Source organism: Saccharomonospora sp. NB11 (assembly GCF_015910535.1).
Lineage (GTDB): Bacteria > Actinomycetota > Actinomycetes > Mycobacteriales > Pseudonocardiaceae > Saccharomonospora.
Map to the genome: position 1 here is coordinate 458,773 of NZ_JACBJG010000001.1, position 12,168 is coordinate 470,940.

9 protein-coding genes are annotated in these 12,168 nt (G+C 70.4%); 5 read left to right on the forward strand and 4 right to left on the reverse strand.

What is annotated here, in order from left to right; genetic code table 11:
* Window positions 1-23: 23 nt before the first annotated feature.
* Entirely contained in the window at window positions 24-797 is a 774-nt protein-coding gene (locus JAV51_RS02180; RefSeq protein WP_197318872.1) for a metal-dependent hydrolase, read from the reverse strand.
* A gap of 242 nt (window positions 798-1,039) precedes the next feature.
* On the opposite strand from JAV51_RS02180, the gene JAV51_RS02185 reads away from it, so the two are divergent.
* The 3 genes from JAV51_RS02185 to ligD (JAV51_RS02195) all read left to right on the forward strand — a co-directional run bounded on the left by JAV51_RS02185 (window position 1,040) and on the right by ligD (JAV51_RS02195) (window position 6,677).
* Window positions 1,040-4,225: a S8 family serine peptidase gene (locus JAV51_RS02185; protein ID WP_231641053.1), complete on the forward strand. Its 3,186-nt coding sequence runs from the start codon at window positions 1,040-1,042 to the stop codon at window positions 4,223-4,225.
* Window positions 4,226-4,338: 113 nt separating this feature from the next.
* Window positions 4,339-5,769, forward strand: coding sequence for a non-homologous end-joining DNA ligase (ligD, locus tag JAV51_RS02190; RefSeq protein WP_197318874.1), 1,431 nt, complete (start codon window positions 4,339-4,341; stop codon window positions 5,767-5,769).
* Window positions 5,766-6,677 carry a non-homologous end-joining DNA ligase gene (ligD, locus tag JAV51_RS02195; protein ID WP_197318875.1) on the forward strand — a complete coding sequence of 304 codons (912 nt, stop codon included), beginning with the start codon at window positions 5,766-5,768 and terminating at the stop codon, window positions 6,675-6,677. Before ligD (JAV51_RS02190) ends, ligD (JAV51_RS02195) begins: the two co-directional genes overlap by 4 nt.
* A gap of 145 nt (window positions 6,678-6,822) precedes the next feature.
* Here ligD (JAV51_RS02195) and JAV51_RS02200 read toward each other — a convergent pair whose 3' ends face one another.
* Window positions 6,823-7,545: a dienelactone hydrolase family protein gene (locus JAV51_RS02200; RefSeq protein WP_197318876.1), complete on the reverse strand. Its 723-nt coding sequence runs from the start codon at window positions 7,543-7,545 to the stop codon at window positions 6,823-6,825.
* 103 nt (window positions 7,546-7,648) lie between these two features.
* Here JAV51_RS02200 and JAV51_RS02205 point away from each other — a divergent pair, with 103 nt between their 5' ends.
* Window positions 7,649-9,262, forward strand: a complete 1,614-nt coding sequence (locus JAV51_RS02205; protein WP_197318877.1) for a SpoIIE family protein phosphatase — start codon at window positions 7,649-7,651, stop codon at window positions 9,260-9,262.
* Complete coding sequence (locus tag JAV51_RS02210; RefSeq protein WP_197318878.1) at window positions 9,259-9,576, forward strand: STAS domain-containing protein; 318 nt, start codon at window positions 9,259-9,261, stop codon at window positions 9,574-9,576. Before JAV51_RS02205 ends, JAV51_RS02210 begins: the two co-directional genes overlap by 4 nt.
* 100 nt (window positions 9,577-9,676) lie before the next feature.
* On the opposite strand, the gene JAV51_RS02215 is transcribed toward JAV51_RS02210, so the two are convergent.
* Window positions 9,677-10,390, reverse strand: coding sequence for an SIS domain-containing protein (locus tag JAV51_RS02215; RefSeq protein ID WP_197318928.1), 714 nt, complete (start codon window positions 10,388-10,390; stop codon window positions 9,677-9,679).
* Window positions 10,391-10,529: 139 nt separating this feature from the next.
* Window positions 10,530-12,164 (reverse strand): amidohydrolase, encoded by a 1,635-nt coding sequence (locus JAV51_RS02220; RefSeq protein ID WP_197318879.1) that lies wholly within the window; start codon window positions 12,162-12,164, stop codon window positions 10,530-10,532.
* Window positions 12,165-12,168: the final 4 nt, after the last annotated feature.

Below are 12,168 nucleotides of genomic sequence, written 5' to 3' on the forward strand. Positions count from 1 at the left end.
GGCCACCGGGGCATCGTCGTGTCTCACAGGTACTTCTGGTTCAGCACGTCGGCGACGAAGTTCACCAACGCCGGCCACACCCCGGGGATCAACAGCACGCCGAGGACCACGAACGTCGGGAACAGGATGGCCGTCTCGACCTTGGTCCCGGTGCTGAACCGGAGCTTCTTCGGCGGGCGCAGCTCGTACCACGTCTCGCCCGCGATCGGGATGGGGAACAGGAAGGGACAACCCGACTCCGTCAGCGCGTCGCCGAGACAGTGTGTGAAGCACCCGAGTGCCACCGCGATGCCCAGCAGCCCTGACACCGAGTCGAGTTGCGTGAGTACGTCGGGACTGTTCTCGACGACCCACCACACCACCGCCCCGCACGCCACGGGCAGCAGCCAGTCGCCGAGCGCGTCCTCGGCGAGCAACAGCCCGAACACCACGACACCCACGACGACCCACGGCCCGCCCACCGATGTGCCCCAGGCCGTCAGGCCACCGAGCAGCAACGCGAAGAGCAGCGTGTGCGACAGATGCCGGTGGGCGCCCTTCTTCCGTTCGTCCCGGGGCCCCTTCGTCACCTTGTACAGCGACGCCGAGGCGTGGCGGAGCAGCCACGACAGCGCACCCGTCACGGGCCCGAGCAATTTCGACGCCCGCGCGCCCGGGTGGTCGAGGTCCGGCAACAACGCGTAGCCCGCGGTGGTCGCGGCGAACACGACCGCCTGGGAGAGCGTGGAGATTCCCACTAAGGGTGCCACCGCCAGGCCGGCGCACCACCCGGTCAACGCATGGGTGCGACCCATCATGAGAGCCGAAGACCTCCAGCCGTCGGTCGGGGAACACGGTCGAACATCGGTGCGACCAGTCTTCCCGACCGAGCACTCCGCGTGATCAAGACCCCCGTCTCGAACGCGGATCGTACGCGCCACCCCCTACGAAAGTCGGGACTTTCGAACCGGAACGTCCGGATGTGAAACGTCTGTGAGTCCGCTGAGGATGATCGATCCAAACTTTCGTGGGAGGTCACCTAGTGGCAAGACAACCCTGGATGAGACGGATAGGCGTCGCCACGGCGGTGAGTGCCGTCGCGGTGATGGGGCTCGGGGTGCCCCAGGCTTCCGGTGAGCAGGAGGTCCCGCCGCAGTCGGAGCCCGGTCAGGAGCTCGACCGCGAGGACCGGATGTTGTTGGAGCAGGCCGAGAAGGAAGGCCGGTCCACCGTCACCCTGCTCGTCGCCGCCGAGTCCGGCAAGACGGCTGCCGCCAAGAGCGAGCTGGCCTCGCTGGGCGGCAAGGTGCGCAAGACCGACACCGAGCTCGACTACCTGAAGGTCACCGTCCCGATCGAGGCGGCGGAGCAGGCGCAGAAGCTTCTTTCGGTGAAGGCGGTCGACGTCGACGGGCTGATCGCCAGGGACGAGCCGGAACCGCTGGGCGCGACCGACCCGATTCCGCAGCCCGCTCCGGACGCCAAGACGCCCAAGCGCAACCCGTACCTGCCGACGCAGGACACCAAGGCGGCCCAGTTCAGCGAGCTGTTCCCGTTCTGGGACGGTCGGGGAACCACCATCGCGATCCTCGACACCGGGATCGACCTCGACCACCCGGCGCTGGCCAAGACCAGCACGGGCAAGCGCAAGATCGTCGACTGGTACACGGCCAACTCCCCAGACTCGGGCGACGGCACGTGGGTCACGATGTCGGACGAGACCTACTCGGGCACGTTCACGGCCGCGGGTCGGGAGTGGACCGCGCCCGAGGGCGAATTCACCTTCGGTGTGTTCAGCGAGACCGCCCAGGACCTCGGCTCGGGCACCAGCGAGCTGGAAGGCGACGTCAACCGCGACGGCGACCGCGAGGACAGCTGGGGTGTGCTGCTCGACACCGCCACGAAGGAAGTGCGCGTCGACCTCGACGGTGACGGTGACTTCACGAACGAGAAGCCGATGCGCGACTACAAGGTCGACTACGACGTCGGCTACTTCGGCGAGGACGACCCGGACACCGACGTCGTCGACCGCATGGCGTTCGTGGTGCAGACCGACCAGGAGGGCTACGTCAACATCGGCCTGGCGGCGGGCGCGCACGGCTCGCACGTCGCGGGCATCGCGGCGGGCAACGACCTGTTCGGCGGCAAGATGGACGGTGCGGCTCCCGGCGCGAAGCTGATGTCGGTGAAGGCGTGCCTGTCGACCCCGTCGTGCACGTCGAGCGGGCTCGTCGACGGCGTCATCTACGCGGCCGAGAACGGCGCCGACGTCGTCAACATCTCGATCGGCGGGCTGCCCGCCCTCAACGACGGCAACAACGCCCGCGCCGAGCTGTACAACCGGATCATCGACACCTACGACGTGCAGCTCTTCATCTCGGCGGGCAACAGCGGTGCCGGCGCGAACTCGGTCGGCGACCCGTCGGTGGCCACCGACGCGGTGAGTGTCGGCTCCTACATCAGCAAGGCCACGTGGCTGGCGAACTACGGTTCCGAGTCGGCGACCAAGGAGAGCCTGCACCCGTTCTCGTCACGCGGCCCGCGTGAGGACGGCGGGTTCAAGCCGAACCTCGTCGCGCCGGGCTCCGCGATCGCACCCACCCCGCGGTGGCAGCCGGGCGGCCCGGTGCCGGGCACGTACGACCTGCCCCCGGGCTACAGCATGCTGAACGGCACCTCGATGGCCGCTCCGCAGGCCACGGGCTCCGCCGCGTTGCTGGTGAGTGCCTACAAGTCGCTGTACGGCAAGCGGCCCGACGCGTCGGTGCTGCGGTCGGCCATGACCTCCACCGCGCGGTTCGTGGACGACATCCCCGCCTACGCGCAGGGTGCCGGTCTCATCGACACGATCCGCGCGCTCGACGTGCTGCGGAGCAAGGAGCACGCGACCGTCACGACCTCCGTCGAGGTCAACACGGTGCTGTCGCACCAACTGTCCACTCCGAACACCGGCGTCGGCATCCACGACCGCGAGGGCGTGCGGGTCGGGGAGAGCTACACCCGCACCTACACGCTGACGCGCACCAGTGGTTCGAAGCAGCCGGTCAACTACCGCGTCAGTTGGGTCGGCAATGACGGCACGTTCTCGTCCAAGAAGAACGTGAGCCTGCCGCTGAACAAGCCGGTGACGTTCGACGTGAAGGTCGACCCGAAGAAGGCGGGCGTGCACTCGGCGCTGCTGCGTCTCGACGACCGTCGCACCGTCGGCTACGACGTCCAGACCATGAACGTCGTGTTCGCCGCCCTGGACTTCGCCGAGGAGAACGGCTTCACCGCCGAGGCGTCGGGCACCGTCGGGCGCAACCAGGTCACCAGCACGTTCGTGCGCGTGCCCGAGGGCACCGCGTCGCTGAAGATCGACATGCGCGCGGGTGGCGACTCCGGCGCCGGTCAGGTCCGCTTCCTCCGCTACGACCCCACCGGCATCCCCGTCGACTCGACGGCGTCGACGAACTGCTTCAACCCCGACGCGGGCGGCGGTTGCGCGGGTGGCACGGCCACCAGCCGGACCGTCACCGACCCCATGCCGGGCGTGTGGGAGATCGTCGTCGAGGCACGCCGGACGTCCGATGCGGCGACCTCGGACTGGTCGCTGTCGATGGAGGTGCAGGGCGCCGCGGTGGAGCCGAACCCGGACGTGCTGCCGGAGGCCGCGCTGAACGAGCCCGTGTCGCGCGAGTACACGGTCACCAACACGCTGGGCGGCTTCACCGGCGCGCTGACGGGCGTCCCGCTCGACAGTGCCCGCAAGGAGCGCCCGAGCATCGGTGACGGCGAGGTGAAGTCCTACGACGTCGTCGTGCCCGAGGGCGCGACGTCGCTGACCGCCACCATCGGCAACACCTCCGACGGCGGCGCGGACCTCGACCTGTTCGTCTACGACTGCACGTCGGGTTCGTGCGAGCTGGCGGACTACTCCGCCAACGGCGACTCGGCGGAGTCGGTGACGGTGGCCGACCCGAAGGCCGGCACCTGGCGCATCGAGATCGACGCGTACTCCGTCCCGTCCGGGACGACCGAGTACGACTACCTCGACGCCTACGCGCTCGACGGCCTCGGCGACGTCGAGGTCACCGACGAGCAGGCGGAGCGCCCCACCGGCAGCACGTGGACCGTGCCCGCCACGGTGACGGCGAAGGCCGACCCGGGCGAGGGCCGCGTCCTGCGCGGTGTCCTCGCCGTGCGCACCGCCGACGACCTGCGCGTCGGCAGCGCGGAAGTGGTCGTCGAGTCGGTCACCGGCTGACCTCTCGACTCCCCTGCTGATCAGCCGGGTACGGCCCCCGCCGTGCCCGGCTGATCGCGTTCTCGGCGCCGTCGCCCGGCATTCTCCCGACGTCCGCCGGGTACTCGGCGGCCATGACGTCTCGACTCGACCCGTACCGGGCGAAGCGGAGGAAGGGCCGGACCCCCGAGCCACTGCCCGCCGACGAGCCCGAACCCGGTCCGGGCGAGCGGTTCGTCATCCACGAACACCACGCCCGCAGGCTGCACTGGGACGTCCGGTTGGAACGCGACGGCGTGCTCGTGTCGTTCGCCGTGCCCAAGGGGCTGCCCGCCGAACCGGGCACCGTGCGGCTGGCCGTCCACACCGAGGACCACCCGCTCGACTACGCCACCTTCTCCGGCGAGATCCCGAAGGGCGAGTACGGCGCGGGGCGCATGACGATCTGGGACTCCGGTAGCTACGAGACGGTCAAGTGGAGCGACCGTGAGGTGTCGGTGGTCCTGCACGGCGAGCGGGTGCACGGGCGCTACGTGTTCTTCCGGTCGCGGGGCGAGGACGACGACGGGTGGAACGTCATTCGCTCCGACCCGCCCGACGATCCCGAACGGACCGCGCTGCCGCGCTCGCTGAAGCCCATGCTCGCGGTCGCGGGCACACTGCCCGAGGACGACGCGGCGTTCGGCTACGAGTTCAAGTGGGACGGGGTCCGTGCGCTGGCCCGCGTCGAGGGCGGCCGGGCGACGCTGTTCTCCCGGCGCGGCGACGACATCAGCGGCACCTACCCGGAACTGCGCGCGCTGGGTGAGCAGCTCGGCACCACCGAGGTGTGGCTGGACGGCGAGATCGTCGCCGTCCGGGACGGGCGGCCGAGCTTCTCCGCCCTGCAGAGCCGGATGCAGGCGGGTGAGCAGCGCGCCCGGCGACTCGCCCGGCAGGTGCCGGTCACCTACCTCGTGTTCGACCTGCTCCACCTCGACGGGCACTCCTGTCTCGACCTGCCGTACCGACAGCGGCGTGACCTGCTGGATCGGCTGGAGCTGGGCGGCGAGCACTGGCAGGTCCCGCCCTGGTTCCGCGGCGGGGGCAGCGCCGTCGTCACCGCGGCCGCCGAGCAGGAGCTGGAGGGTGTCGTCGCCAAGCGGCTCGACTCGCCGTACCGGGCGGGCGAGCGCAGCAGCGCCTGGCTCAAGATCACGGACCTGCTGACGATCGAGGTCGTCATCGGCGGTTGGCGGCCCGGCGAGGGGCGACGCGCCGACACCTTCGGCTCGCTCATGCTCGGAGTGCCCCACGCGGACGGCCTGCACTACGTCGGCCAGGTCGGTACCGGTTTCGACGACGACTCCCTCCGCGCCCTGACGTCGCGGCTGCACCGCCTCGAACGGCGCACCTCACCCTTCACCACCCCGCTGCCGCGCGACCGCGCCACGGGGGCCCGCTGGGTGAGCCCGAAGCTCGTGGGCGAGGTGGCCTTCAAGGCATGGACCGACGACGGCAGGCTGCGCGCCCCCGCCTGGCGTGGCCTGCGCCCCGACCGAGTCCCGGAGGAGCTGATCCGATGACCGACACCCCCACGCTCGTCGACGTCGGAGGCCGCCGCCTTCGAATGTCCAACTTGGACAAGGTGTTCTACCCCGAGTCCGGATTCACCAAAGGGCAGGTCATCGACTACTACGTCCGCGTCGCCCCGGTGCTGCTCCCGCACGTCAGGGACCGGCCGTTGACGTTGAAGCGCTACCCCAACGGCGTGGAGGCCAAGTCGTTCTTCGAGAAGAACGTCTCCGGCCACGCTCCCGACTGGGTCCGCACGGTCCGCATCGAGACCCCGGGCAGCTCGAAGGGCGCGGAGAGCGCCGACTTCGCGCTCGTGCAGGATCTGCCCACGCTGGTGTGGGCGGCTCATCTGGCCAGCATCGAACTGCACGTTCCACAGTGGAAGGTCGGCCCCCGAGGGGGCGAGCGCACGCCCGACCTGCTCGTCTTCGACCTCGACCCCGGCGAGCCCGCCACGATCGTCGAGTGCTGCGAGGTGGCGTCGTGGCTGCGCGACGAACTCACCGAGGACGGGCTGACCGCCTATCCGAAGACGAGCGGGTCGAAGGGGCTGCAGCTCTACGCACCCGTCCGCACCCGCTCGGCGGGACGGACCAGCGAGTACGCCAAGGAACTCGCCGAGCGACTGGAGAGCGCACACCCCGACCTCGTGGTGTCGCGCATGGCGAAGAACCTGCGCGGCGGCAAGGTGCTCATCGACTGGAGCCAGAACAACCCGAAGAAGACGACGATCGCCCCGTACTCGCTGCGCGCGAGGCCGGCCCCCACCGTCTCCACACCGGTGAAGTGGGACGAGGTCCGATCCTGCCGCAGACCGGACGACCTGCGCTTCGAGGCCGGCGAGGTCCTCGACCGCGTCGACGACCTCGGCGACCTCTTCGAACCCCTCCTGGCCGACGACCGCCCCTCGCTGTGATCCCGAACCGACCCCGAACTGACCCCACGCGTGTCCTCGCCCCACGCACGCATGTCGGCGTCCTGCGCACCCGTTTCCGCACCCTGCGTACGCATGTCGGCGCCCTGCGACGCGGGCATGCGTGCGAAAGGTGCGGACACGCCGGTCAGGTCAGGGTGTCCTGCAGGAACGACAGGGTGCGGCCCCAGGCGAGGTCCGCCGCGTCGGGGTCGTGGAACGACGGCGCGTCGAAGTTCGAGAACGCGTGCCCGGCGGCGTAGTGGTGCACGGCGATGTCGGGCCGGTTCGCCACGGCGGCCTCCACCGCCGCGATCTGGGCCCGCGAGATGTACGGGTCGTCGTCGCCGTAGTGGAACAGCATGGGGCAGGCGATGTCGCCCGCGAGTTCCAATCGGTCGTGCACGCCGGAGCCGTAGTACGACACCGCCGCGTCCGGCCCCGCCCCGTCCACGCGTGCCGACGTGGCGAACAGATACGCGAGCGTGCCGCCGAGACAGAAACCGACGGCCCCCACGCGCGACGAGCACTCCGGCGTGGCACGCACGTGGGCCAACGTCGCGGTCATGTCCACCACCGCGAGGTCGAAATCCAGCCGCGACGCGAGTTCCATACCTTCCGCGAGCCCGGACTCGTCGCGTTCGAAGCCCGGCTGCAACCGCCAGAACATGTCCGGCACCACGGTGTGGAACCCGTTGTCGGCCAACCGGAGCGCGAGTTCCCGCATGTTGTCGTTGACGCCGAAGACTTCCTGGAACAGCACCACGGCGGGTGCCGGTGACTGGTCCGGAACAGCGACGAAAGCACGGAAGGTCTGGTCCTCGGCAGCAGGCGTGTCGACGGTGATGTTCTCGTAACGGCTCGTGACCATCGTCCGATCCTTTCGGGTCGGCGGGTGTGTGCCAACACCAACGCGCGCCGTGTCACGTTTGCCGAGGCTGCCATCGGCGTACCCGAGGACTATGCTCGCCTCTATGCCACGGGCGGTCGACAAGAACAGAGCCGAAGACCGCCTGCGTCGTATCGAGACGGTCACCGACTCCGACCTCGCACATCTGCAGGTGGAGGACGTGCTTCAGGTTCTTCTCGACCGTGTTCGGGAAAACCTCGACGCCGACACGGCCACCATTCTTCTCCTCGACGACGCCGGACAGCACCTCGTCGCCACCGCGTCCTCCGGAATCGAGGAGGAAGTGCGCCAGGGCGTGCGCGTGCGGGTCGGTGAGGGTTTCGCGGGCCGGATCGCGGCCGAACTCCGTCCGCACCTCATCAACGACGTCAGCGCGGACACGGTGGTCAACCCGCTGCTGTGGCGCAAGGGCATTCGCACGCTGGCCGGTGTTCCGTTGCTCGCCGAGGGGCATCTGCTCGGCATCCTCCACGTCGGCACGTTGCGTGACCGCGAGTTCGACGAGTCCGACGTCCAGTGGCTGCGCGTCGCCGCCGACCGCATCGCGATCCACCTCAGCAGTCAGCTCACCGCCACGGAACGCAACGCCGCGACGACGTTGCAGCGTTCGTTGTTGCCGAGTGAGCTGCCCCGGATTCCGGGCCTCGACTTCGGATCGCGTTACGTGCCCGGTGAGCGCCTGGAGATCAGCGGTGACTGGTACGACGTGTTCACGCTGCCGTCGGGACAGCTGTGCATGGCCATCGGCGACGTGGTGGGCCGGGGCCTGCCCGCCGCGATGGTGATGGGTCGACTGCGTACCGCGGTGCGTGCGCACGCGCTCGACAGCGACGACCCCGCCGAGGTGCTGACGAAGGTCGACCGGCACGTCCGCCATTTCGAGCCCGAGACGATGGCCACCATCGCCTTCGCGATGTGGGAGCCCTCCCTGGACGCGGTGCACCTGTCGCTCGCCGGGCATCTCCCGCCGGTCGTCGCGGCGGACGGCGAGCCGAGTCGCCTCGTCGACGAGGCGTCGATCGACGCTCCGATCGGCGTGAGTTCCGCCCCGCAGCGCCGCCACACCGTCCGGGTCCCCATTCCGTTGGGGGCGAGTCTGCTCTTCTACACCGACGGACTCGTGGAGCGTCGGGGCCGTTCGCTTGACGACGGGCTGCAGGAGCTGTGCGAGGCCGTTCGTACCGGCCCCGCGGATCTGCTGTGTGCCGAGGTGATGAGCAAGCTCGTCGGCTCGGAGGTCCCGGCCGACGACATCGCCGCGCTCGCCGTGCGGAGGCAGTTGCCCACCGCACCGAACAAACTGGACCTCGAAATCGACGCCGTGCCGGAGGCCCTCGCCGACGTCCGCTCCGAACTCCGCCGATGGCTGCCCAACGTCGGCGCCTCCGAGGACGACGTGGCCGATCTGCTCATCGCCGTCGGCGAGGCCGTGGCCAACTCGATCGAGCACGCCTACGGCCCGCAGGGCGGTAAGGTGGAGATCCAACTCGAGGCGCACGACCAGGAGGTCCAGATCGGGATTTGCGACACGGGCACCTGGCGCGCCGCCCGAGGCCAACACCGTGGCAGGGGCACGCAGCTCATGCGCCAGCTCTGTGACGACGTCTCGATCGCTCACGACCCGTCGGGCACGTGCGTGATCCTGCGCAAACGACTTTCCGAAGGCGAGACTGGATGACCGAGGCGAACGTCGAGGTCCGCACGCACGCCGACACGGTCGAGATCCTGCTCACGGGCGAGATCGACCTGTCCAACAGCGACCTGGTTCGCGAGAAGATCTTCGCCTCCATCGACAACCGCCTGGTCGCCGTGAAGATCGACCTCGGCGGGCTCGCCTACATCGACAGCGCGGGACTGCGCATCCTCTTCGCGCTCGCCGAGCGGCTACGGCTGCTCCAGACCGAGTGCCGAATCGCCGCGCCCGTGGGCACACCCGCCCGGAGAGTGCTGGAGCTGTCGGGCATGTCGGCCGTCGCCCGGCTCGAACCCTGAGCGCGACACCCTGCCTCGCGCCGGCTCGCACACCGGCCGCCCGACAGACCGCCGACGACGCGGCTCGACGGACAGCCGGGGTCACGACGACTCAGGCCGCTCAGGCGGACAGTTCGGGGATACGGTCGCCGTAGCGGGCCACCAGTTCGACGTTGCGCTCGTCACCGCCCGGCACGTTCGCGCTGGTCCACAGTGGCAGGTCGACGCCACGCTCGTCGGCGAGGTCGGCCAACTCGGCGAGCAGCGCCGACCAGACGTAGGCGGCCGCCACCGTGGACACGGCGGACGTGCGTGGCGCCGAGGCCGGGTACACGACGTCGCCGGGGGGAACGTGGGTGTCGAGGACCACCGTGGCGTGGTCGGCCAGGCGGGTTCCACCGCTGCGGTCGGCCGCGGCGGCCGACGCTGCCGTGGAGGTCACGGCGATCACCGGGACGTCGCGCGCGAGCGAGGCCTGCGCGATCTCGACGGGGTACGGGTTGCGCCCGCTGGTGGAGAACACCACGACCACGTCACCCTGGCGGATGTCGGACTTCTCGACGAGCGCCCGCCCTCGACCGGGCACTCGCTCGGCCGCGGAGCTGCGCAGCGCGCCCGTCAACGGGAGCACCTCCGGGTCCCACATCGGCCGCACCGCGGCGAGACCACCGGCCCGGTAGAACGTCTCGCACACCATCGCCAACGAGTGACCCGCTCCCGCCGCGTGCACGATGCCGTCGCCGTTCACCGCGTCGAGCACCAGCTCGGCGGCCTTGGCCAGATTCTCGTGCTGCGAGTCGATGGCGTCGATCAATTCTCGCGTTCTGTCACGCACCGGCACGATCTCCTTCACCTCGGTAGTCGACACGCGGCCCATCTCAGCCGGGTCGGCGAGGCGGCGCAACCGGGTTCCGCGAGTTCGTCGGCGCGAGACCGCTCCGGGGGCCGCCGTGGCCCCCGGAGCGGCTCAGGACTCAGTCGGCCCGCTTCGCGTAGGTGAGCGACTCGCCGCCGTGCACGGCCTCGCCCGCGACGAACGTCGCCAGCACCCCGATGCCGTCGATGGCCGACGTGGGCACGGAGGTGGGGTCGTCGTCGAGCAGCACGAGGTCGGCGTCCATGCCCGCCTCGATCCGGCCCCGCCGGTTCTCCAACCCCGCCGCGTACGCGGCGTGCGTGGTGAAGGCCCGCAACGCCTCGGTGGCGTCCACCCGCTCGTTCTCGGCCAGCACGACACCCCCGCTCGTCGTGCGCTCCACCATGTTGCGCATGCCCGACAGCGGAGCGCCGTTGCCCACGCACGGCCGGTCGGAGCTGCCGGGCACCCGCAGTCCCGCGTCGAGGAACGAGCGGTGCCGGTACAACCACGGCACCCGGGACTCGCCCAGCGACTTGAACATGGTGTCGCCGATCTCGTACAGGAATCGGGCCTGGGGCACGGGCACGACGTCGAGCGCGGCGAGGCGTGGCAACTGGTCCGGCCGCACCATGGCCGCGTGCTCGATGCGGTGCCGGACTCCCTGCCGCGGGAACTCCCGCTGGGCCTGCTCGAACGCCTCCAGCGTCAGGTCGATCGCGCGGTCGCCGATCGCGTGCGCGGCCACCCGCCAGCCGCTGCGGTGCGCGTCGAGGATGCGCCTGCGAAGCACCTCGGGGTCGTCACCGAGGACGCCGAGCCCGCCGTCCCCCTCGAACGGTTCCGTGACGGCGGCGGTCCGGCTGCTCAACGCTCCGTCGGTGAAGATCTTCATCGGGCCGATCCGCAGGAAATCGTCGCCGAACCCGGAGCGCACCCCGAGATCGAGGCCCACGAGGTCCTCCACGAGCGGATGCAGGGTCTCGGCGGCGGGCATCAACTCCACCCGCACGGTGAGGTCGCCTCGCTGCCGGGCGAGCTGGTAGGCCGCCGCCTCGGCGGGGCTGTGGCCGATCCACCCGCCCGCGATGCCCGCTTCGGTCACGTGCGTGAGCCCCTCGGCGGCGTACACCTTCGCCGCCCGCGCGACGGCCTGGGCGAGCTCCTCCACCGGATACGGCTTGACGAGAGCGTCCACGAGCTGCTGAGCCTGCTCGGCCAGCAGTCCCGTCGGCTCGCCCGAGTCGTCCCGCTCCACGACGCCGCCCTCGGGAACCACGGCCGTGCCGTCGAGAATGCCCGCCTGCGCGAGGATGGCGCTGTTCACCGAGCACATGTGGGCCGACCGGTGCTTGAGCCACACGGGCCGCCCGCCACCGGCACGGTCCAGCGCTTCCCGCGACGGATGCCCCCCGAGCACGAAGTCGTCGTACTGCGACCCGACCACCCACGCGTCCGACGGCAACTGCGCCGCCCGCGCCGCCACGGTGTCGTACAGCTCGTCGAGGCTCCGGCACACCGAGAGGTCCAACTCGGCCAGCGACAGGCCGTACCAGACCATGTGGTTGTGGGCGTCGGCGAACCCCGGGGCGAGCACGGCGCCCCCGCCGTCGACGACCGTCGCGGCGGACAGTCCGGCCACCTCGTCGTCCACGCCGACGATGCGGCCTCCCGACACGCCCACGGTGTGAGCCCGCGGTCGGTCGTCGCGCAGGGTCAGGGCTCGTACGTCGCGGAGAAGCAGGTCGAGCACCGCG